The organism is Amycolatopsis roodepoortensis, assembly GCF_014873915.1.
Taxonomy (GTDB): Bacteria; Actinomycetota; Actinomycetes; order Mycobacteriales; family Pseudonocardiaceae; genus Amycolatopsis; species Amycolatopsis roodepoortensis.
In genome coordinates, this window is sequence record NZ_JADBEJ010000001.1 from 924468 (window position 1) to 946676 (window position 22209).

Annotated in this window: 17 protein-coding genes and 1 pseudogene; 13 read left to right on the top strand and 5 right to left on the bottom strand. The window is 63.5% G+C overall.

Annotation, left to right across the window (positions count from 1 at the left end; all coding sequences use genetic code 11):
- Positions 1-498 precede the first annotated feature (498 nt).
- Positions 499-690: pseudogene (locus H4W30_RS43570) on the bottom strand (MBL fold metallo-hydrolase); the annotation flags it as partial.
- Positions 691-725: 35 nt separating this feature from the next.
- Between H4W30_RS43570 and H4W30_RS04460 the strand changes: the two are divergent.
- The 6 genes from H4W30_RS04460 (at position 726) to H4W30_RS04485 (ending at position 6878) form a co-directional block, all read left to right on the top strand.
- Positions 726-2201, top strand: coding sequence for a recombinase family protein (locus H4W30_RS04460; RefSeq protein WP_192741615.1), 1476 nt, complete (start codon positions 726-728; stop codon positions 2199-2201).
- Between the two features lie 58 nt (positions 2202-2259).
- The gene (locus H4W30_RS04465) at positions 2260-2997 is read left to right on the top strand and encodes a hypothetical protein (protein ID WP_192741616.1); all 738 of its coding nucleotides are present in this window, start codon (positions 2260-2262) and stop codon (positions 2995-2997) included.
- Positions 2973-3233 carry a helix-turn-helix domain-containing protein gene (locus H4W30_RS44695; RefSeq protein WP_192741617.1) on the top strand — a complete coding sequence of 87 codons (261 nt, stop codon included), beginning with the start codon at positions 2973-2975 and terminating at the stop codon, positions 3231-3233. The genes H4W30_RS04465 and H4W30_RS44695 overlap by 25 nt, the downstream gene beginning before the upstream one ends.
- A gap of 220 nt (positions 3234-3453) precedes the next feature.
- Positions 3454-4686 (top strand): AAA family ATPase, encoded by a 1233-nt coding sequence (locus tag H4W30_RS04475; RefSeq protein ID WP_192741618.1) that lies wholly within the window; start codon positions 3454-3456, stop codon positions 4684-4686.
- 246 nt (positions 4687-4932) lie between these two features.
- The gene (locus H4W30_RS04480; RefSeq protein WP_192741619.1) at positions 4933-5337 is read left to right on the top strand and encodes a MobC family plasmid mobilization relaxosome protein; all 405 of its coding nucleotides are present in this window, start codon (positions 4933-4935) and stop codon (positions 5335-5337) included.
- Positions 5334-6878, top strand: a complete 1545-nt coding sequence (locus tag H4W30_RS04485; RefSeq protein ID WP_192741620.1) for a relaxase/mobilization nuclease domain-containing protein — start codon at positions 5334-5336, stop codon at positions 6876-6878. Before H4W30_RS04480 ends, H4W30_RS04485 begins: the two co-directional genes overlap by 4 nt.
- Positions 6879-7030: 152 nt before the next feature.
- Here H4W30_RS04485 and H4W30_RS04490 read toward each other — a convergent pair whose 3' ends face one another.
- The 4 genes from H4W30_RS04490 to H4W30_RS04505 form a co-directional block, all read right to left on the bottom strand.
- The gene (locus H4W30_RS04490; protein ID WP_192741621.1) at positions 7031-10192 is read right to left on the bottom strand and encodes an NACHT domain-containing protein; all 3162 of its coding nucleotides are present in this window, start codon (positions 10190-10192) and stop codon (positions 7031-7033) included.
- A 445-nt stretch (positions 10193-10637) separates the two neighbouring features.
- On the bottom strand, positions 10638-13820 hold the full coding sequence (locus H4W30_RS04495; RefSeq protein WP_192741622.1) for a DEAD/DEAH box helicase: 3183 nt from the start codon (positions 13818-13820) through the stop codon (positions 10638-10640).
- A 741-nt stretch (positions 13821-14561) separates the two neighbouring features.
- Positions 14562-14783, bottom strand: a complete 222-nt coding sequence (locus H4W30_RS04500) for a DUF397 domain-containing protein (RefSeq protein WP_192741623.1) — start codon at positions 14781-14783, stop codon at positions 14562-14564.
- Between the two features lie 5 nt (positions 14784-14788).
- Positions 14789-15604 (bottom strand): helix-turn-helix domain-containing protein, encoded by an 816-nt coding sequence (locus H4W30_RS04505; protein WP_192741624.1) that lies wholly within the window; start codon positions 15602-15604, stop codon positions 14789-14791.
- Positions 15605-15942: 338 nt separating this feature from the next.
- Between H4W30_RS04505 and H4W30_RS04510 the strand changes: the two genes are divergently transcribed.
- The 7 genes from H4W30_RS04510 (at position 15943) to H4W30_RS04540 (ending at position 22195) form a co-directional block, all read left to right on the top strand.
- Complete coding sequence (locus tag H4W30_RS04510) at positions 15943-16383, top strand: ACP S-malonyltransferase (protein ID WP_192741625.1); 441 nt, start codon at positions 15943-15945, stop codon at positions 16381-16383.
- Positions 16380-16928: a DUF4254 domain-containing protein gene (locus tag H4W30_RS04515; protein ID WP_192741626.1), complete on the top strand. Its 549-nt coding sequence runs from the start codon at positions 16380-16382 to the stop codon at positions 16926-16928. The genes H4W30_RS04510 and H4W30_RS04515 overlap by 4 nt, the downstream gene beginning before the upstream one ends.
- Positions 16929-16931: 3 nt before the next feature.
- Positions 16932-17237 (top strand): hypothetical protein, encoded by a 306-nt coding sequence (locus H4W30_RS04520; protein WP_192741627.1) that lies wholly within the window; start codon positions 16932-16934, stop codon positions 17235-17237.
- 11 nt (positions 17238-17248) lie between these two features.
- Complete coding sequence (locus H4W30_RS04525) at positions 17249-17521, top strand: hypothetical protein (protein ID WP_192741628.1); 273 nt, start codon at positions 17249-17251, stop codon at positions 17519-17521.
- A 189-nt stretch (positions 17522-17710) separates the two neighbouring features.
- Positions 17711-17866, top strand: a complete 156-nt coding sequence (locus tag H4W30_RS04530) for an FxLD family lanthipeptide (RefSeq protein ID WP_192741629.1) — start codon at positions 17711-17713, stop codon at positions 17864-17866.
- A 73-nt stretch (positions 17867-17939) separates the two neighbouring features.
- Positions 17940-21011, top strand: a complete 3072-nt coding sequence (locus tag H4W30_RS04535) for a lantibiotic dehydratase (protein ID WP_192741630.1) — start codon at positions 17940-17942, stop codon at positions 21009-21011.
- Positions 21008-22195 (top strand): lanthionine synthetase C family protein, encoded by a 1188-nt coding sequence (locus H4W30_RS04540; protein ID WP_192741631.1) that lies wholly within the window; start codon positions 21008-21010, stop codon positions 22193-22195. Before H4W30_RS04535 ends, H4W30_RS04540 begins: the two co-directional genes overlap by 4 nt.
- Positions 22196-22209 lie beyond the last annotated feature (14 nt).

Below are 22209 nucleotides of genomic sequence, written 5' to 3' on the forward strand. Positions count from 1 at the left end.
TGTCGGCGATGGCGGATCAAGTGTCCACCCTTCGATACGTCAAGTTTCCACGGATGCTGTTCGTGCTGCATTCGCACAGAACCGTCCTCGATTTGAGCTGTGGCCCTCTCAGTCGCTCTGTGTTCGGCGTCACCGCAAATGGTTCCCTGTAAGTGCTCAGGGGCGGGCCCATGATGCCATTTGGGCGTGCTGACGGTCCCCGATCTTCTTACTGCCAGCGGGGATGACCAGCGCGAGTAGGACGATCGCCAGAGACGAGGATCTCGGCGGAGTTGGTCGCGTCGTGGAGTCTCTCGGCTGTCTCACGGGCTTGCACGCAGTGTGACGGGACGTCCAACCGTGTGGGTCCCGCATAGGTGCGGTGCTGCTGTGAAGTCGCTACCTTGCGAGAATGTGGTGTCATGGTGGAACTCCGGTCCGTCAAGGTCCCCGGATCAGTGCCACTAACAGCGGTCGAGGCTGCCTGATAAGTCACAGGCAGCCTCGACCGGGTGAAGCTCACCAGCCGCGTTCGCGCCACTCCGCCAGGTGCGCACGCTGCTCACCAAGCGTCGAGTCGTCCCCATGCCCAGGGTAGAACCAAGTCTCATCCGGCAGCTCGTCGAAGATGCGGGAAGAAACATCGTCCAGCAGCGACTTGAAGTCCTCCGGCGAGTTCGTCTTCCCGACGCCACCGGGGAACAGCGTATCGCATTAGAGGTGAACATGTCGTAGTCTCGGGTGTCATGGGGGAACGAGTTGCGATTTACGCGAGGATCTCTGAAGACGTCCTCGGCCTTGAGAAGGGTGTCGAGCGGCAGCTCCGCGAGGCGAACGAGCTGGTCAAGGCGCGTGGCTGGACCGTTGTGGCGGAGTACGCCGATAACGACATCTCGGCGCTGCACGGTGCGTATCGACCCAAGTACCAGGCGATGCTCGAAGCTGCTGAGCTGGACAAGATCGATCGGATCGTCGCCTACCAGCTGGCGAGACTATGGCGGAACCGCCGCGAGCGCGCGGAGGCGATCGAGCTGCTGTCGCATCGGCGAGTGTCCATCACGTTGATCAAGGGAACCGACCTCGACTTGACGACGCCGATGGGCCGCTCGTTCGCCGCGCAGCTCGGTGAAGCCGACACGCTTGAGTCGGAGCTGAAGAGCGAGCGGGTGGCGTCAGCGGCTCTCGAGCGTGCGCAGGCTGGTCAAGCCTCTGGACACGTGCTCTACGGGTGGGAGCGGATCAACGAGTTCGGACGTGGCGGCAAGCGGATCGGCTTCAAGGACGTGTTGCACGCCGCGCATGCCGAAATCGTGAAGGAGATCGTCGAGCGCGCTTTGGCGAAGGAGAGCTTGTCGAGGATCGCAGCCGACTTGAACGACCGGAAGGTTGCTCCGCCGCGACTCGCGGCTGGACTGGAATCGCGACCTGGACGGCCTGACACGTGGAGTACCTCGTCGGTGCGCTCGATCGCGATGCGGTGGGCGAACTGCGGCAGGAGGGTGCACCACCGGGATCGTGAGGACGAGCAGCTGCTTCCGGCAGAGTGGCCGGCGATCGTGTCCGAGGAACAGCAGATCGAACTGCGGACCTTTCTGGGTGACCCCTCCCGCAGGACAAGCAGGAGTGGAGCGCGCCAGCACTACCTGACGTTTGCGCCGGACATCGCCCGGTGCGGCAAATGCAAGGGGAAACTTCGGGTCGTTCGGAAGCGGGGCCACCCGACCTACGTGTGCCAGGACAACGGGTGCACCGGGCGGCGCCAGGCTTGGGTGGACGACCTGGTCGAGCGGGTGGTGATCAAGCGGCTGTCGCGACCGGACGCACGCGATCTGTTTCGTCGAGACGACTCTGGCGCAGCGCAGGCGCGCGAAGAGATCAGAGTCATCGAGGGCAAGCTGCTCCAGCTCGCTGACGACCATGACGCCGACTTGATCACGCGAGAGCAGTTCCATAGGTCGACTGCGCGGCACCGTGCGCGGCTTGTGGAGCTGGAGAAGGACGCTCAGAAGATGATGATCGGTGTCCCGGCGACGCTTGTTGCGGAGCTGGTCGGATCTGACATCGAGGAGCGGTGGCACGCTCTCGAACCAGCTCAGCGGCGGGCGCTGCTCGCGGCGATGGGCTTTGAACTGGAGCTGGTCTACGGCGCCCGAGGCGGCCCCGGCTTCAAGCCTGAATCAGTGAGGATAACTTTCCGTGACAACAGCGTGGCTGGCCCTTGAGCGCGCCAGCCAGGTCACGCTGCTCGACGGCTATCCCTGAGCTGTCTACAGTGGTCATATGGGGGCACGAATTTCTAGTCAGTACGAGGGGAAGCTGTCGCCGGACGACCTGATAGTTCCGGCCAGTCAGAGCAGCGGTTACAGCGTCCAGGAGATACGGCAGTCGACGCGAGCGATCAACGCTGCTCTCGAACCGCTGACAGAACGTGAACAGGACGAGTTCAAAGAGCGGTTGCCCCGCGGCTTGCTCGGAGGATTCGAAGCCGTCATCAGGTTCGCGGACAACGCAGTCGACAGACTGGCAGGCAACCATGGCCGGCGTCGAAAGCTGCTGGAGGCTGTCGAAGCGCTTCCGTTCACCTCGCACGAGGACCTGCTGGGGACGTCGCCCGAGCGCCTGCGCCGGGCGACGATGAAGGACCTGCCAGGATTGCTTGCGGCAGGCCCCCACATGAGCAGCGCCGAGGAACGGGCAATAAGCGACGACACCGAGACCGTCTTGCTGCTGGTGAGGTTCCTCGCGATCCTGGCTCTCACTGCGCAGAGAAAGTTCCCGACGTCGCTGTCGTCGCTCATGTTGTTCCTGCTGGTAGCCCTCCGTCTGACCACGGGGAGCGCAGCAGCTCGCCTTCTGTCTGCTCCTGCACCAGTGCGCGTGACACGGCCGCCAGGTCGTTTGGTTCTCGCCCAACCGCGGGTTACACGCGCACCCGGACGCCACGCGTCCCTCGCCACCAACCGCAGCGAGGGCCGCGTCGGGCTGCGCGCGCCATGGGGGAGCGCTCTACTCGCATAGCTCGTTCGCGGCTCTTCCTGTACTGGAAGGGCCACATCGTGGCAGATAAGACATCTACACCCGCCTACGTCGCTGTACGGGAGGCGGCCGCACACCTATCGGTCTCCGAGGTCACCATCCGGAGAGCCATTAAGGCCGGCCAGCTTCCGTGCGTCCGGATAGGACGGCTCGTGCGGATCTCGGCGTCCGACCTTGAAACGTTCGCTGCTGCGCGTCGAACCACGCGGGGTGCTTGATGGGACGCAAGCAACCACGCAAAAGCTCGAACTCGCCACGCCGGACGTCAACGTGCACATCCAGGGTCTTGCCGCTCGAAACCACTCTTGACGAGTATGCCGAGCAGATCGCGCGGGGAGCCCCAGGCTTCACTGAACTACAAAGGTCGCGGATCTCGGCGATTGTCGTGGACAGCTTCAGTGGATGCCGTCAGATCTCGCAGAGCGGAAGGGGAACGCGGTGACTCGAGCCTACGAAGGCGACAGCGCCACACCGGGACACGCGCTGGACGAACCAGTCGCGACCAATGACCGGCCTCAGCCGGAGGTTGTGACTGCGCCATTGGTCCGTCGCTTGCGAACTCGGTCGCTGAGCGACATCAAAATCCTGCCCACTCGCTACTTGTGGGCTGACTACCTGCCGTTCGGTGAGGTCGCGTTGCTGGTGGGCAAGCCTGGACTCGGCAAGAGCACGCTCGCTGCCACAGTGGCGGCACAACTCACGGTCGGGCAGCTTGACGGGGACTGCAAGGGCAAACCCCGTCATATCCTTTACTCGGTCACCGAGGACTCGGAGTCGACGTTCAAGGCCCGCTTCATCGCGGCTGGCGGAGACGTCGGCTACCTGCACCTTGTCGACGTCGTCCACGGAGTGGTCGAGAGCGGCTCGCCGCTGTTGGTCAACGTCGATCTGGATGCGGTGCGGGCAGAGATCGAGGTGTGGGATCCTGCGTTGCTTGTTCTGGACGCTCTGAACTCATCCCTGGTCGGACAGGTCAACGACAACTCCTCTGTCCGTCCGCAGTTGGAACGGCTCAAGTCGTTGGCGCACGAGACCTCGACCGCTGTTCTTGGGGTCGGGCACTTCAAGAAGTCGACCGTCGGTATCGATCCGGTGGACGCGATCGGTGGGGCCGGAGCCTACGGCCAGGTCGTTCGCCAGGCTCTGGCCTGCGCTGGAGACGAGGAAGCCGGCACGGTGGTCTTGTCGTTGATCAAGTCCAACGTCCGCTCGGTCGCTGATACCCCGTCTCTAGCGTTCCGTACGGAGGAAGCCCTGGTCGATGCTGACGATGGGAGCACTGCCCAGGTCGGCTGCCTCACTTGGCTCGGCGAGACCTCGACGTCGGTGCGTGAGATACTGCAACGCACTCCGAAAGGCGGGAAGAAACGTCCGCAGACGGCCGCCGAGTGGTTAGTGGGATACCTCGCTGACCATGACGGCATGGTTCGCCAGCCCGAGGTTCTGATCGATGGCGCGATGGCTGGATTCAGTACGGACGCTCTCAAGCGGGCCAAGGTCAAGGCAAACGTCCGTTCAAATAAGCCCGACTACACCAGTGGCTGGTTCTGGTATCAAGCCTCCAGCGAGCCCGAAGGGAGCACCGAAGGGCGTGAAGAGAGCGGCACAGATGCCTCTCGCTCCCTTCACTCCCTTGGCGCTCCCTTCGACAGCGCCGATGACACTGCGTAGATCCTTGAGATGCTCGCGGGCAGTCGTAGGAGTCGCGTCCAGGCACGAACGTGTACCTGCTGGCACCCCCTCGACACGCGCAGCAAGTTAGAGAACAGGACACCTGACGATGTCCTGACCAGACGCTACGTGGTGTGCAGCCTCCGGCCGCACACCACGTAGCGTCACCGACTTCCGTCACGTAGAGTCGCGATCACGAGTGAGCCGTGGGGGCGGCCCACGCTGACGCTTCAGGGGGAATGCGTCATGACGGAGCATGCTCAGCGACGGCAGCGGCGAGTGCCAGGCGGATCGCAGAAGCGGATCAACTGCCGAACCACCGAGCACACCTATCAGCGGCTGGAGAAGCGCGCCGAAGCCGCCGGGTTGAGCCTGCCGCGGTACCTGATTGAGTCGGGGCTGCGAGATGAGGCCGGGCAGTGGAGCCTGCGGCAACAACGATGGTGGGCCGAACGACTCGATGTGGTGGAGACACGGCTGATCCGGATCGGGGTCAACCTCAATCAGATCGCCACTGTGGCCAACTCCACCGGCGAACTGGACCCCGGCCTGGCCGGCGCGCTTAGCTACCTCCGCGCGGCGGTGCAGCGGTACGAAGAGATCTTGGACGCGATCGATCCGTCCGATCCCGAGCATCGGCCGCGGGCGTGATCGCCAAAGCCCCGGCGAAGGGCAAGCGCGGGACGAACACGGGAGGGTTGCTGCGCTACCTGTTCGGCCCCGGCAAGGCGAACGAACACACCCATCCGCATCGGGTGGCGTCGTGGGATCCGGAATGGCTGGCCGATGGTGTGTTCGCCGAGCTGATCAGCCGGCGCGACGGGTTGGCCAAACTCGGCCGGGACATCGACGCGGCGATGACCGGACATGAAGTCGAAGTAGACGGCGGTCACGTGTACCACGTCGCACTGTCCGTTCCGCCCGCCGACAGCAATGCAGCGGACGGGTTCTTCGGCGACGCACTCTGGCGCGAGCTGGCTGAGGAAGCGGTCGCTCACATGGGCTTCGGCCCAAATTCGGACGGGATGGGCGGATGCCGCTGGGTCGCGGTCCACCACGGACTCTCGGCCGAAGGCAACGATCACGTACATCTGGTCATCAACCTCGTCCGCGGCGACGGCCGGATCGCCAACACCTACCGCGACTGGCCACGATGGCGCACCTGGTGCAATGCCGTGGAGGAACGCCTCGACATCACCCGCACCGCGCCCGCCGGCGAAGGCCGCAAAGCCGCCTCCCGCCCCGAACTCAAACGCGCGACGACAGCAGGCGCGACCGACCGGGAGCTGCTCACCCAAGCAGTCAGCGACGTCATGGCCGAAGCGATCAACGAAGCTCAGTTCGTCGCCCTGCTAGACCAGGCGAGAGTCGACGATGCGAAAGTGTTGTACGCGCCGCACATCTCCGGCGGCCAGGTCGCCGGGTACAAAGTCGCCCTCGACCGAGGAGACGGCTCCGAGCCGCTCTGGCTGGCCGGTTCCAGCCTGCGCCGTGATCTGTCCCTGCCGCGGCTACGCGCTCGATGGGAAACCCCGCCCGGGGCCTGGGACCAATTCGCAGTACCTGTGTGGACCGGCGAGATACCCACGACCAGGTTCGTCGACAACGCTCGTCACAACAACTGGCGATACCTTCGCAGACATCTCGCCGACGCGGAAACTGAGCTACGCCAGGATCTCGCCGACTCCACCGAACCTGCTCGCTGGCACCAGGCCGTCGAACACACCGCTGACCTCACCGCTGTGCTGACCCGTTTCGAAAGCCCGCCGGCACAACTGCACCGCGTACACGGCCAACTCGCCCGCGCCGCCCAACGTCCACGCGGCCATCGGCAGCCGAGTGTCGTTGCACCGATGCTCCTCGAAGCTACTCGGGTGGCGGCCAAGTGCAACACCCCCGCCCTGCTGATGCTGGCCGCCGTCGTACTGCTGCTCTACGGAATCCTCGAGGCGTTGGACCATTTCGCCGAGCAGCATCACGTTCGGACAGTGGCTCGGAGGCAGATCGCCGACGCATGGAACGAACTACGCACCCACCCCGCGGTCGAAACCAGGGCCGGACGAACGGTCTACAACACAGTGGTAGATGTTTGCTCAACAACCAACCCAGCAACGAGGGACACCGAACGCCTACGCCGGGCAGTTGCTCACAATCCTGCCCCGGCTGCGGTACCCCGACTTCGATCTAGATAGTCGGGCCGTTCACACGGGGCACGGCGAGGCTGCGGCAATCAACCCGTCAGGTGTGATGAAACAACAAGTTGCCCATTTGTGTCAGGGTGAGGTTGCCGATGGCTGCCGCCGGGCGTGCCAGTCAGGCAAAGGTCTTGGGCGCGAAGGTGTGTTCAACGGCCCTCTCGGGTGAGTATGACTCCTGGACCAAGTTCTTCGATCCCTGAAGCCGTGACGTCCGCTCCCAGGTAGATCTTGATGGTTTGGTCGGCTAATGGTGTGAGGTCGATATTTTGACTAGTTCTTGCAATTCGAATGCGGCGAAGTGTTGCATGATTAGCTATTCCTTCAATGTTGACTGCTGCGCAATTATTGATGGAAAGCCATTTGATTGGAAGCTGACTTAGTGGACGCAGGTCTCTCAGGTTCAAGCAGTCATCCAGAGAGACGCTTTGCACGTTCGGAAACTTTTCAACAACTCGGGTCAGAATTTCGTTGTCCTCTACCTTAAAGCAAGTCATGACTCGGATTTTCTCGGGGTGGGCAATCTCATTTATCCACGCAGCAACAGGGCTATGTAGAAAATTTACGCTCTCCAGATTTGGCAAACGACGAAGCGGTGAGAAGTCTACGACATTCTGCGCGTTTACAAGGGATAGATCGCGCAGCTTGTTGAGTCTGGATATAAATTCGACAGTAATGGGCCATCCGCTGGTGAAATTGATAAAGAGTCGTTCGAGTCCTTGTAGATTTCCTAATTCTGGCAAAGTTTCTGGTGCCATGTCACCGAGTACTACTAGGTTGGTCAGTCTATTAAGTTTCCCAAGTTCGTGTATCTCTTGGGCGATAGGGCCATTTTGCCATAAATTAACTCGGCAGTGACGAAGGTTTTGAAGCAAATAAAGGAACGGGACTGCGGCAGCGAAATCAACCTCCACTCCCGTCCATCCATGGTCCACAAGCGGCGCCTTTGCAAGCACGCTTCGCGCATACGATTCCGGATCGAAATACTTCCACGCACGAATTAGTTCCTCTTGTACCTTCACGCGCGAATCAAATGTATAACGACTCAGTTTTTCCAGTGCCCGAGGGCCGTTCACTAACGAGGCAGTACGCACGCAGGCGGCTGCTTGCGCAGTCGACAGATTCAGGAATTCTGTCGGCAGGTAGTCCAGGACTGATTCGCCGACGGTGGCGAGTGATCGGCTTTCGCGAACACTGCGCGGAGGAACGAGGCTTCGGATGCAGTTGTCCACGCGGTCGAGCACATCGGGTGGAGCGAGGATTGCCGTTTCCTTGCACGCCGCAGCCAGTAGGTTCAACTGACGGGCCGCTTTTGGTGCCGCCCTGGTCGCCTGGTCGAGAATGCCGCTGAGTAGACGGCCTCGCTGCTCCTCGCTACCTTGTGCGCACGCCATTAGTACGGTTTCCCGCCACAGATCGGATCGGGCGCGAGTGACGAGCAGATCGATGCTGTCGCGGTCGATGGCCTCCCGCGCTGCGAGGAATTCCTGGAACGTCCGGTGTATGAAGTCAACCCTGCCTTGAACCGGCTGGCGGATGACGCCGCTGCGCTCGATTAAGTGGTCGAGCAAATTTTCTGCGTCTTCGCGAATATTAGGCATACCCCTTAAGCGATCAGTCATCCGTGTGAGCGCCTGTTCGCGGCTCATCTCCGTGCGTCCGTTTTCATTAAGCCACCATGCCAGAACACGAAGAAGGACGAGTTTCTCGTTCGCTGAGGCCTCGGTTTGGTATCCCGTCAGCACGCTTCGGTCGGCGTCTCGGCGCTCCAATAGCATCTCGAGCGCAGCTGAGTATAGCGCTAGGCGGTCGCGAGGTAGTCTGGCCCGACGGTCCAAGTTGAGAGCGCATAACATTGCGCATAGCAACGGGCTGCGTGCAAGTGCACGTAGATGTGTGCGCGCTTGCAACTGTGCTAGCAGTGATCGTAGGTGCCCTGGCACCTCTTCAGGTCGGCAGGGGAGCAATTCGGGCTCGACAACGGAGTCCAACAATGCCGAATGCCATCGGCGAAGGAACACCTGGACATCGGCAGAGGTCATAGGCTCAAGCACAACAGATCGAAAGCCCTCGTGCGCCAGCCATCTCGAACCCACTGCTGTTGGTCGCGACGTGACTACTACGCGAAGCTTTGGGTAACCGTTTAGTAGCTCTCGTAGCCACTGGCGTACCGCGTTGCGTCGTTGCGCGACAAGTTCGTCTACCCCATCAACGAGAAGTAATGCATGGCCGGATTCGAGTTGACGGTGAACCCATTCGGATGGAATAGGGCCACATTGCGGAGAGCTTGGCTGGGTGAGTAGCTCGTCGCCCCGCGGCAGTGGGCCATTCGGAAAGTCTCGCAGCTTCACCAAGAAAGGTACGCACTCGTTCCACCCGTCGAGTTTATCTGTGAATGTACCCTGGGCGGAGTTCACAGCTAGCCAGCGCAGCAAAGTTGACTTACCTGCGCCCGCCTCGCCCCGGATAACGGTTAGCTGGCTTCCGCCTAGGGCCAGCTCAACTCTTACATTCTCGGTCGTCTGTGGTTTACTTGGGTTATGGTTCAGCCAATCGGTGGTGGAATGGCGCAGAACCTCTTGGGAGATTTCTGAATCCTCTGTCACTGTCAGGCTAATGTAAGCGACGCTCAGTGTCGTTCTCGGTTCGTACGTGTGCGTGGTTAGACCGATGACTTCGAGTCGATTGTAGGATCTGACGACTCGGTCTAGGTATCGGCGACGGAACTGCTCGTCGAAGTCCATGCCGTACGGCGCAGAGAGTCGGCGCACGGGAACTCGCGCGAGAATCTCGGCCGTTCCTTCGATCAGGGTCCGTAACCGTGTCAAGTTCTCGACCGCTGCAGCTGCGGTGAATTCCGGCAGTTCCTTGATCAAGTGGGTTAAAACGATGCACGCGCGATCGAGAGCAACGTCATACAGGCCGGTAGCTCTCTCTGACAGGGCGACCCGCTCAACCGGTTGCTGCTTTCGCACGATGGCAGCTAGCGCTTCCGGGGAAAGATCGATGGTGAACAGTGCTGTGTCCGATAGATCGACTTCGTCCAACGCATCGGAGACGGCATTGAACGCAGCTTCTCGTTCATTGGCCGGCACGCCATGAGAAGCATCGGACAGTCCGGGAGCAAGCTGTTTCGCGACCTCGTCCTCGATCTTCACCAACTCATCGAGGACTGCACGTTCGTCGCGGCGAATCGGAAACCTTGCACGGATAAGTTTGGTCAGATCGCGGCCACGTCGACTGTTCGCCCTCTTTTCCGCTAGCCACTTCATAGCGACCTGCTTCGCCACGGCCTGACCGACCTTCAGCAATGCACCTTCGGTAACGATGCCGCACCTCCCCAGGCGCAATGACGTCCCATGTGCCTAAGCGTACTGATCGCACACGCTTATGGGTACGTCCGCTTCTAACGAGATCAGGCTCTACCTCATTGAGCAGCTGGGCGTCGGCGGAGCTTGTAGTTGGCGAGTAGGGGGTCGGTATCCGCGGCTGGCGTTGTCGCGCAGGACGCATCTGGAGACGCACTGGTGTGGGAGGTGACCCTCGGTGCAGATAGCCGACGAGCTCCGGTTCGCGTGTGAGAAGATCAGGCAGAGCCTACGCTTCCGGTCCAAGAGGATGCCTGACCACAACGCCGTTTCAAGCCCCGACCAGGTTGGCGGTGATGCCGCTAGCGCACTGCGGATGGTACGGATTCGGGATGTTCTCGGAGGTGCCTGGTGCTACTCACAGCTGGATTTCTGGACCGACACTGGGTTACTCCTGGCAGTAGAAGTCGAAGGATCCGCCGGTGACGGCGCGGACGTAGCTCTCTGCACCGGCGATGACGCGCAGGTGCTCGGCGGTGGCTTGTCGTCGGGAGAAGCCTGGCTGGGCGATGATGGTCTGGAAGCGGGGGCGGAGTTGGGGCCCGAGTCCCATGATCTTGTGTAGCTGCGTCATGTCACCAGTCTCGAACGGAGATACTCCTGTACGGGAGTGATACGCCTTCGCGCGACGTTCCAGGTGTCGTAGCAGTGGGAGCGCGCCTTGCTGACGCCACTTAGCTCCGCGGACTGCCTGCCCGCAGACCTCGTACAGATCTTTGAGTCGTGCGCCCACCTCGCTCTCGCTGGAGAACTTGCAGTGTACGAGGACCACGTGAAGCTCGTCCCCGGCGATGCGCAGCCCGACGAGGTCGGCGGCTTCGTTCGCGCGATCGTCGTCAACCATGACGTCGAAGGTGGTCGAGGTGCGCAGCAGTTTCGACATGTAGGCCTGGATGGAGTCGACGCGGCGGTCCTTCCCTTGTGACTCGACCTTGAGGTCAACGTCCTTCCAGTCAGGTGTGACCATACGGTCAGTGGGGAACGGCGCGAGGTCGAGTTGTGGTTCGAGTAGGCGGTCGTCGGGTAGCAGTAGGCGATCGCCGGCCAGGAAGAGGTTGGGCTTGTTCCTGTTGATCCATGATTGCAAAGGCACGGTGGTGCGCCTATTTGAGACGAGGGCGTCATCGCCCAACGGAGCGTAGTGCAGCCCATGGCTGGTGAATTTGGCTTGGTAAGAGATCTTCCAAGCAGGGGTGGTCAAGGTCAGCTCGAACGGTCCTGTAGTGCCGTGATCGTCAACGACGAACTCGACGTCCGTGACGAGATAGGCCTTTTCGCCGACGGCAATGGTTAGGGTCGTGCCGTTCCCGGCAAAGAATTCCCACGCCCACTCGGCCGCCAACAACACGTGTTCGGGTCGTTCCTGTACCTCTTTCGGGACGATCAAGCCGTTGAAGAGCTTCACGAGGTCTATGTCGTCGTTGAGCAGCTTTTCACCCTGGGTGTCGCACCATTGTTTCCACGCGCGGAGGTTGGGTGCGGTGGTCATGGACCAAAACCGTCCGGACAGCGCGGCACTGATGGTGACCTTCTCTCCCCGGTTGAAGCCGGAGGTCGCGATATGAGTCTGAGTCTTGCCCTGCTTGTCGTGCTCTGCGAGCGCTTCGAGGACATCGCTGCCGACATACATGGTGTAACGGTTGAAGTGGTCTCGCGCGTCGAGCAGACCGATGTTCGAGGGTGTGAGACGGTCGAGATTGGCCAGCACGCGGAAGACCACGGGCCCGGTGATCGCGGTGGCACCTTCGCCGAGGACGGCCTCGGCCAGGTCGGCGTAGTCGCCATTGTTGTCTGAACTGTGAATGTAGAGCAGCCGCTTGCGCTGAGCGAAGTACATAACGATGAGTTCGTAGGTGCATTCATCGAGGGTTTGGATGTCTCCCCATGGCACTTCACCGCGGTGCTCGACGACGAACCAGGCCAGCGTGCCATCCACCCCAATCGCGATCCTGCCGTCGAGTACCTGGTCTGGCCCGTAGAAGTCCAAGGCCCTCTCAGGATCCCACGCCGAGATGGGCGCGCGATGCGCGATGGCACTCATCTTCGGCTCCAGCGACGGAGTGCTGACGTCGTCCGGGCCGCCACTGAACGAGGTGTCGAAGGCGGTGATCTCCTCGGCGGCTGCGGTGGCACGCTCGGTGATGTCGCGAAGGAGAAGATTCCAGTCGGCGTCCTCGCGTAGCAGGTCTCGCAGTGGCGACAGCGCGGTGCCCGGGTCGTTGCGCACGAACGCGGCTGCGGTGCCGATGCGCGCATTCGTGGCCGAGGCTGCGCGGGTAAACCGCCCGATAAACTGGATCATCGGACTTAGACTCTTCTTGGCATCATGCAAAGCTGCGATCTTGAGAGTGGGCAGATCGAATCCTTCACCCAGCATGTCGACGCACACCACCACCCGGCACTCGCTGGTCTTCAGTGCCGTGATCACAGCGTCGCGCTTTGACTTGGCCAACTTGTCGTAGATTAGCGCAGGTGCCAGATCGGGTGCCTTCGCCTGATAGATCTTGAGAATCGACTTAGCTCGGGTGACGCTGGCGGCACGGGCCATGATGACGTGGTCATAACCTCGCTCTAGATCAGCGCGCAACCGCGTGATCGCGACCTCTGCCAGTACCGCGTCGGTATCCTCCAGGCTGACAACGGTTTTGTAGTCGATAGGTGTGAAGTAGCCGTCCTTTTGTGCTTCCCGGAGAGGGAACCGATAGATCATTTTGCCGGGCAGTGATTTGCCGTCCTCTCGGAACGGGGTAGCGGTGAACAGCAGCACCCGTTGTCCAGCAAACGCGTCGATGATCGATGTCCAACTCGGCGCTGGAGCGTGGTGCGCCTCGTCGACGATCAGGTCTGAGAATGCGGCCAGGAAGGCCTCTCGTGCGTCGATGGAGAACTTTCCAAGTACCTGGGGGGTCGCCACGACCACGTTAGTGGCAGCGGCTAGCTGGGCCGCGGCGGCTGGGTCTTCGATCCCGTGTTCGAGCTTTGCAACGCACGGTCGCAGCGCCGTGGGCGCGACAATCTCCTCCCTCTGCAGGATCCCGAGCGTGATGAATTTGTCGGCGATTTGGTCCCGAAGCGCGCTGGTGGGAACGATGACCAGCAGGCGGTCCGGGCGGGTCGCCACGAACAAGGCCAGCATCGTCTCGGTCTTGCCCGTCCCGGTCGGCATCACCACGATCCCGGGTTCGGTCAACCCGGATGACCAGTATCCGATCACGGAGTGCAGTGCACCAACCTGCGGCCGCCGCAAGCTCCCCTGTTCCCCTGGTTCCCGGAAGCCGATCGCGCCCACGCATGACCGAAGGACTTCAGCAGGCGCTGCGAGAGCATTGGAACCGTTCCACTGCACCCTGCTGTGGGTGCCATGCACCGCAGGTACCACAGCGGTGAGCGGCCCATCGTCTGCACTCTGGCCAAGACGCGTTGCGGGACGCACGCCGAACTTGCCCATGACCCGCAGGTCGCCGGCCTCTTCGACGACTTCCAGCAGGTCCTTCTCGACGAGCAGCTGGCGAACAGCGTTGCCTTCAATTACCAGAGGCCTGGCCCATACCCTCGACGTCGCGATGGCCATGTCGCCTCCTGTCTGCCTCGCTTGCAGGCCAACGGCCTAGAGGTTAGTTACTCCTAATAGTCTTCCGTCTTGGGCGATCGTTACACCACATGGACCATCTTCTGGGGTGCCACCGGCGTAGGTGCCCGCCGAACTGCTAAATCAACAGGAACAGCCATCGACGTACGAGCAGCACTGCGAGCACGACACATCAGCCAGAGTTGTAGGTGGCAGGGTCCCTGTTGCCCAGTCGAGCTGACCACACCGCTGGGGGAGACGACGTTGCGGCTTACAGGCGATGTCCGATATCCACCAACGCGTTGATCGCCCAGTGTGTTGCGGCGCGTCATTAGGCCCCGGACCGAGACTGGGTGGAACCAAGCACTGCTTCAGCTGCGGCTCAATCGAGCTCGTACATCCTCGCGCTTGCTGCAGAAGACGGCGAACAGGCCCAGGTAGCGCATTCGCAGTGAACCGATGGCGAATCGATCCGGTGTTGTGGCCAGCCGTGCCCGCGCCCAGCCGTGAGGGAGGGTGCGGTGAAGTCGAAACAAAGCAACAATCGTGGTAAGGATCCCCAACGAATGTGCTTAAGAGGCACTCGCCCTTGAAGGGGCGATGGTTGGCTCAGCTGTGACCCGGAACCGAGCGGATGAACTGCCTGCTCGCCGAGTTGGCGTCAGCGCGGGAACCCCGTCAAACGGAGATTGCCCCGGTCGTGTCAGACGACCAGGACAGTCTCACGCCGTCAGTTGGTGCTGGTCAGATGTCGAACTCGCCGTCCTTGACGCCCCGGATGAACGCCTCCCACTCGGCGGGGTCGAACGCCAGGATCGGGCTTGCGGCACCGAGTTTGGTGTCACGGACCCCGATTGCTCCGGGGATGGACCCGACCTCGACACAGCCGCCGTTCTCCTTGCTGTAGGAGGCCTTGCGCCAGTTGGTCGCGGCGGCGAGGGCGGCAACGGCGTCCTCGTTGTTCATCGTGCTCACAGTTCCTTTGCTAGCTGGCGGAACAGCGCCGGTGTCGTCTCCGGCTTGCTGGCCTTGACCCGGAGTTCGGCCAAGGCATTGCGGTAGGCCCTGATCTTCCTCAACTCCTCGTAGTAGTAGGGCTCGACCAGTGTCTCCACGTACACGCAACCGTGGTAGTCCTCGAGTTCCGGCGGCGCGGACAGGATAGTGAAGGTTCCTTCGACACCAGTGTGCGCGCCGACCGACGTGGGGAGTACCTGCAATTTGATCCCGGGTCGTGCGGCGAGAACGGCCAGGTGTTCCAGTTGCTCGCGCATGACCTCGACTCCGCCGACGAGCCAGTCCAGCGCCGGTCTGGCGATCACCCGCCAGACGAGTGGGCGTTCGCCTTCTTCGAAGACCATGCGTTGGCGTGCCATGCGCAGCTCCACGCGGCTGGCGACCTCGTCGTCAGGTAGTTCGGCGTCGCTGCCGCGGATGATCGCTTCGGCGTAGGCGCGGGTTTGCAGCAGGCCCGGGATGACCTGGGCGTCCCAGCTTTCGAGCTGGCTGGCGGAGGATTCCATGCCGAGGAACAGGCCGAAGTCAGCGGGAACCTCGTTCTGGTCGAAGCCGATGAACCAGTCCTTGCCCTTCCGGGCGCGCTCTCGCAGGCTCTGGAACTTCTCGTTCTGCTCGGCGACGCCGTAGAGCGCCAGCAGGCTCTTCATCTCCAGGGGTTTCGGCAGCGATCGACCGTTCTCGATGTGCGCGATCGCCGAGACGCTGCCCTGGATTTCTCGGGCGGCGGCCTCGCGGCTGATGCTGGCTGCTTCGCGCAGGCGCCGCATCGCGACGGCGAACCACCACCTCAGCGCAGTCGGGCTACTCGTGGCCACGAGCTGCTCCTCTCTTGCCGGTAGCGCCCTCGCGCTCGTCGAAGTTTCGCATGCGCGAGCGCACACGATCGGAGTATCCATTTTGACGATCGTCAGATGTACTGTCGTCATCATGACCCGCGTCACTCCGATTCTGAACACGGTACCGGGGGCGTGCGCTTTCTCCGTGAAGTGGTGTTTCGGCGTTGCCGGCTGTCGAACTGCTGCGGGTTCTCCTGTTCGCGGCTGGTCCTGGCGTTGCTTCCCCGCCAGGTCAGGTATCCGCTGCCCACTTGCGAAGGAGCGTCCGCTTGATTGCCACGACCTCGGTCTCTTTGAAGACGACCTCGTCCGACCTCGTCGATGCGTCAGTGCGAGTAGGCAGCCGCGAAGAGCGACGTGCCGACTTGATCGCCGAGCTTCAGACAACCCGGCTAGTGCCAGCCGTGGTCGTGCCAGGCATCGAGCATCAGGCCGCCGCCGCGATCGTGCAGGCTGGTCTTCCAATTGTGGAGTACCAGCGCTGCACTCTGCATCGCCGCATCGACGAGCATCTCTTCCTCGACGTTCCAGCCCGGACTGGCGTGCGAATCTTGGCCTGCTGGGACGACCGCAGCCACCGCATCCGGATGCACTGTGCGGAAGTCGGCGCTTCGGGCCTGTGGGACCGCATCGTTATCCACTTCACTTGGTGGGAGATGTCCGGACGTCCCGTCCCTGTTCTTGACCGGCCGAATGGGTTGGCCTCGTGAATATCCTGACCGCTGGCCCGATAACCGCGTCGGCGATCGGCCCGCAACTGCCGCGCGCCGCCGAGGTGGTCCGCGCGTTCACCGCCTCTCCTGACGATGACCTCCATCCTGTGCTGGTCGTGGCGGCGGCGCTGGCCATCGAGCACCGGCTGCGCGTCGGCGTCGACGCCATCGTCGGCGATCCTCGGGCCGATGATCCCGTGGTGGCGGCCGCGGCCCGGACCGCATGCGCACGGGACGCTGCCTGCGCGGTCCTGATCGACCGCATCGATCGGTGGGCTGCAATCGAGTTCGCGGAAGGCCGGGCAGGGGTTCTGCACACCGAATCCCTCGGGCAATTGATCGAGCGGATGGTGACGGTCTGGATGCGTGGTCAGGCACTTGCCGACTCCCGCGTCGGCGCGAGCGATCCACGAGTTCGGCTCGCCTCAGCGCAGCTCGGTGAGTTAGGCGCCGCCTACGACGACCTGGTCACGGATCTGCGGCTCGGGCGTCGCTGGCTTCCCGCGTTGCAGACGCCCACGGGCCCGGACGGGACGGTGTAACCAGTGGCGGAGGCAGTTATCCGGCCGATGGAGGTCATCCTTGTCGCTGCGGGCAGCCCGACGGGACGAGCCGCCGAGGCCATCAATGATCTGACCAGGCACCTACCCGATCCCGGTGAGCCGGACTTCTGCCCGACGTGTGCGGGCAGGTCCTGGCCGTGCGCGGTCTTCGACGACGCGGCCTCCCGCGTGCACACCGCCCGGCTGCAGCTCGGCGACGTCGTTCCCCTGGACCTGCATCCCCGCCTCTGGCCGTCGTCCGCGCAGCCGGTCTCGCCTGTTTGGCCGTCCGGTCCGGCTTTCGAGTGAGGAACGTAATCATGGACGAAGTGCTGACCGCCGCACTGCGAGATGCCGTGTTCGATCGGCTCGACTACCTCGACCGGCTCGCTGGTGAGAGCGACCAGCACAGCAAGGCTGCGCTCGCGGACACGGAGATCGTCCGGCTGACCTATGCGTTCCGCGCGCTGCTGGCTGAGCACTCATCCGACGAGCGAGGCCGCTGCAAACAGTGCTCGGGTTGGCTGCGCTCCCGGCGGCATCCCTGCTCGGTATGGAATATCGCGCACCGCCATCTGCTCACCGGTTCCTAGAACTCGCCGAGCCCGTGCCGATGACCGTTCACCTGCGGGAAAAGGAGGAGACGTTGCGCGCACGCGTTGGTACGGATGGTAGCGATACACGAGGCCGATCCCCGCCGTGTCGTGCATAGATCAGCCTGACCAGCTCAACCGTCTTGTGCATCAAATCCCTTGTAACAACTGTCCACTTAGGAGTAATTCATGACAGCCACAGCAGTCCCGGCCGCCGCTATCGACGCGGAGTTCGACCTGGATTTCACCATCCTCACCGACGTCGACCCCGGCGTGGCCGCACCTTGTGGCACCGATGACGGGTGTGACCCCACCTGTGCGTCGTCGTGCGCCAGCAACGCATGACCTGACCGGTGACAGCGGGGCCGGGCAGCGGTTTGTTGCCCGGCCCCACTCCGACGGCTGTGCTGGAGGACTAATGCCTACCCCGCTCTACCGCCATCGTGGCGCCGCGTTGCTCCGCGCGGCGGCCGCTCCCGTGAGCTCAAGCCCCGAGACTTGGCCTGACCTCGACGACATCGAGGCGTCTCGCGCCTGGCTGGCTACGGCGTGGGCACGACCCGAGATCGCCGATGCCATCAGCATCGCCAGCTCTGGTCTCGCCCGGCGCATCGAGACCGTGCTTGGCGACGCCGCGATGCCGACGAAGCAAGTACGCCGAGCGACCGTCGCGACTATGCGATACCTCGTGCGCGCCTCCGGCCGTCACACCCCGTTCGGGCTGTTCGCCGGGGTCGCCCCAGCGTCGATCGGATCGGCCGCGAAGTCACGGTGGGGCAGTGAGCATCAACCTTCCGCCCGCGCCGATACACAGTGGGTTGCCGATGTTGTAGACCGCTTGGAATCGGACCCGGAGTTGCTGAAGCGGCTCCAGGTGGTGTTCTCCAACTTGGCCACCGTCCGTGGCCAGCGTCTGGAAGTACCGCAAGGCCCGAATCGCGTGAGCGTCCGGCACACCAGTGCGGTGCGTGCGGTCCGGGCCGCCGCTACTTCGCCGATCCGCTTCGCTGACTTGGCCGCCACACTCGCCGAGAGTTTCCCGAGCGTGGCGTCAGGGACCATAGGCGCCATGCTCACCTCCCTTGTCAAGCAAGGGTTTCTAGTTACGAGCCTGCGAGCTCCTTGTACCGTCACCGATCTACTGGAGTATCTGATCGCCCGGTTGCACGCCGCTGCTGTGGACACCGTGACAGCGGCCGCGACGACGCTCGCAGAGCTTGAGGCCATCGCGGCGGCCTTGCGTCACCACAACCGGGCTGGCATCGGCCGCGCCGAACAACGTCGTCTGCGGGACGAGCTGACCAGGCGGATGCGGACGCTGTCGTCAGCCGGGCGAACTCCTGTGGCACTGGATCTACGGCTGGACGTCGACGTGGCGCTGCCCGAGACGGTGGTCCGGGAAATGGAGTGGGCTGCGACGGCGCTGATACGCCTGACTCGGCAGCCGACCGGGCACGCCCACTGGCGGGACTTCTACGTGGCGTTCTGCGAACGCTACGGAACAGGCGCCCTGGTGCCCTTAGCCGACGTGGTCGACCCCGACAGCGGGGTGGGCCTGCCCAACGGCTATCCCGGCAGTGTCCTGCCTGCTCCTCACGCGGGTGTTTCGGAGCGGGACGAGCTCTTGCTCGCGCTGGCGTTCACAGCTCTGGCCGATCGCAGCGGCGAGATCGTCCTGACCGAGGACATGATCAGCTCGCTGACCGTCGGTGACCCGGCCATCGAGCGAAACCTCCCGCCACACGTGGAACTCGCCGGCCGCATCCAGTGTGACAGCGTCGAACGGCTGAACCGCGGTGACTTCACGGTCACTGTGGCGCCGGGACGTTCGGCAGGCACGTTCACCTCCCGCTTCACCACGCTCGCTCCCGACGCCGGGCTGGAACGGGTGTTCGCGGACCTACCCACGACGGTCGAAGGGGGAGTGCCGGTGCAGCTGTCGTTCCCACCGGTCTACCCGAACGGCGAGAACGTCTGCCGCGTCCCGCGGTACCTGTCGGACCTGCTGCCCCTCGGCGAATACCGCGACTCAATGCTCAGAGCCGGACAGCCTGGCACCGAAGGTACTGTCGTCGAGCTGAACGATTTGGCGGTCACCGCGACCCGCAGCGGACTGCACCTGGTCAGTCTCTCCCGAGCGCAGGTGCTTGAACCGCAGGTAGTGCACGCGCTCGCGTTGGAGAAGCAGCCACCACCGCTGGCCCGGTTTCTCGCCCACCTTTCCCGTGCCTTGGACGCTACTTGGCATCAGTTCGACTGGGGTCCTGCCGCGCAGCGGCTGCCGTTCCTGCCGCGCGTGCGCTACCGCCGCACGATCCTGTCCCCGGCGCGCTGGCGCCTCGATACCACCGATCTCCCGGCCGCAGGATCCGACGACCGCGCATGGATCGCGGCGCTGTCGGCTTGGGCGGACCGATGGCAGTGTCCGTCCGCAGTCGAACTGCGCGACGTCGACCGGTCTCTGCCACTCGACGTAGCCGAGCCCGCGCATCGGGCGATCCTGCACGCTCACCTGACCCGTCACGGTCACGCCGTCCTTGGCGAGACACCCGACGAGGCCGCGCTCGGCTGGGCCGACGGTCATGTCCATGAGATCGCCGTACCGCTGTTCACCACTCGACCGCCGTCACCATCGCCGCGTGTCGCCGGGAGCCCGCTAGTAACTAACAGCGACCACGGGCAGCTGCCGGGTACCGACGGCACCAAGTGGCTGCATGCCAGCGTTTTCACCCACCCCGAACGGGTCGACGAGATCATCACCGATCAGCTTCCCCAATTGCTCGGCGAACTCGACCCGTCACCGGAGTTCTGGTTCGTGCGCTACCGCAGCCCACACGAGACGGATCACCTCCGCCTCCGGCTGCGAACCCCGGACACCGCGTCCTACGCGCGAACCTTGGCCGCGCTCGGCGACTGGGCGACTGGGCTGCGCCGCGACGGCGCGATCCGGCAACTGACCATCGGTACGTACCTACCGGAAACCGGCCGGTACGGCCACGGCACGGCGATGGACGCGGCCGAGGCAGTGTTCGTCGCAGACTCCGCCGTCGTGGCGGCTCAGCTCCGTCACCTGTCCGCCGGGGCGGCAGGGCTCGTCGCACTGGGCATGGTGGACACCGCCGCAGAGTTCCTCGGCACTCGTGCCGCGGCAATGAACTGGTTACGCAACCACCCCGCACCGGAATCTGCCGCCGTCGACCGGGCCGTTCTTAACGAAGTGATCGGGCTCGCCCGGACCGACGGGCTGGACGGCGTGCCAGGCTGGGCTGACCACGTCGCCGGGCATTGGCGAGCCCGCGCCGCCGCCCTGGCGACCTATCGTGCGCGACTTGATCCCGCTGCCGACACCGACGCGGTGCTGGAAGCCCTGCTCCACATGCATCACAACCGGGCGATCGGCATCGACCGCGACAGTGAGAACGGCTGCCGCCGTCTGGCTCGCCACGCTGCACTGGCCTGGCATGCTCATCATCAGGACAACCGCCGATGACCGCCTTCGAGGCGACGATCCCGCCGGCAGTGGAGCCCGCACCAGGATGGAGCCAGTCGCTGGCAGACGGAGCGCCCGGCATCGCGCTGCTGCACTGGGAAAACGCCCGCACCGGTACCGGATCTGAAGGACTCGCCCGCCAATGGTTCGCTGCGATGACCAGCGGTCCCGTGACCGCGCGCCCCGACGTGGCCGGTCTCTACCGGGGAGTTCCGGCCGTCGGATTCGCGTTGCATGCGGCTGATCATCCTGGCTATGGCGCTGCGCTACGCAACTTCGACGAGCACATCGCCGTACTCGCCCAGACGCGGTTGGCCAATGCCCATGACCGGATAGATCGGGCCGAACTACCTGTGCTCCGCGAGTTCGATCTGATCAGTGGGTTGACCGGCATCGGTGCCGGGCTGCTGCGCCGTCACGGTCACAGCACGCTGCTGGGACAGGTCCTCGGCTACCTTGTGCGGTTGACCGAGCCGGTGCGCCACGACGGCGACCTGCTTCCTGGATGGTGGTGCCCTACCGGGCCCCGAGGCCAGACCACGAACGCGTGGCGGGGAGGGCACGCCAATCTGGGGATCGCCCACGGCATTAGCGGACCGCTGGCACTGCTCGCGACGGCGTTGAGACGTGGCATCACCGTTCCGGGGCAGGTCGAGGCCATCGAGCGGATCACCGCGTGGCTGGACGAGTGGTGTCAAAGCAGCGATGGTCGTGTGTGGTGGCCGGGCGTCATCTCCCGTGCGGAATGGCGCACCGCGATAGTTCGCCAATTCAGCCCGCAGCGGCCGTCATGGTGTTACGGCACTCCGGGCCTCGTCCGCGCCCAGCAACTCGCCGCGCTGGCCTTCGCCGACACCCGACGCCAGCAGACTGCCGAAGACGCTCTCACCGGATGCCTTCGCGACGAGCACCAGCTCGCCTTGCTAAAGGACGCGTCGGTCTGCCACGGCTGGGCCGGATTGATCCACGCCACCAGGCGGGTCGCCGCGGACGCTCCGCCGGGCGGAAGCCTCGCTCAGTTACTGCCTGGTCTCGAAGCTCGCCTGATCGACCACCTGCACCAGTACGGACCACCCGCCGGTAACGGGCTGCTTGAAGGCGGGACCGGGATACAGCTGGTGCAACTGGCCACGAACGCCGCGCCTATCACTCGATGGGATGCCTGCCTGCTCTTGGAGGCCTGACACCCGTCGAACTC

Coding starts and splice junctions, on each gene's coding strand:
- H4W30_RS04460 (WP_192741615.1), top strand. CDS start 726: ATGGGGGAACGAGTTGCGATTTACGCGAGGATCTCTGAAGACGTCCTC.
- H4W30_RS04465 (WP_192741616.1), top strand. CDS start 2,260: ATGGGGGCACGAATTTCTAGTCAGTACGAGGGGAAGCTGTCGCCGGAC.
- H4W30_RS44695 (WP_192741617.1), top strand. CDS start 2,973: ATGGGGGAGCGCTCTACTCGCATAGCTCGTTCGCGGCTCTTCCTGTAC.
- H4W30_RS04480 (WP_192741619.1), top strand. CDS start 4,933: ATGACGGAGCATGCTCAGCGACGGCAGCGGCGAGTGCCAGGCGGATCG.
- H4W30_RS04495 (WP_192741622.1), bottom strand. CDS start 13,820: ATGGCCATCGCGACGTCGAGGGTATGGGCCAGGCCTCTGGTAATTGAA.
- H4W30_RS04500 (WP_192741623.1), bottom strand. CDS start 14,783: ATGAACAACGAGGACGCCGTTGCCGCCCTCGCCGCCGCGACCAACTGG.
- H4W30_RS04505 (WP_192741624.1), bottom strand. CDS start 15,604: ATGCGGCGCCTGCGCGAAGCAGCCAGCATCAGCCGCGAGGCCGCCGCC.
- H4W30_RS04525 (WP_192741628.1), top strand. CDS start 17,249: ATGGACGAAGTGCTGACCGCCGCACTGCGAGATGCCGTGTTCGATCGG.
- H4W30_RS04530 (WP_192741629.1), top strand. CDS start 17,711: ATGACAGCCACAGCAGTCCCGGCCGCCGCTATCGACGCGGAGTTCGAC.
- H4W30_RS04535 (WP_192741630.1), top strand. CDS start 17,940: ATGCCTACCCCGCTCTACCGCCATCGTGGCGCCGCGTTGCTCCGCGCG.
- H4W30_RS04540 (WP_192741631.1), top strand. CDS start 21,008: ATGACCGCCTTCGAGGCGACGATCCCGCCGGCAGTGGAGCCCGCACCA.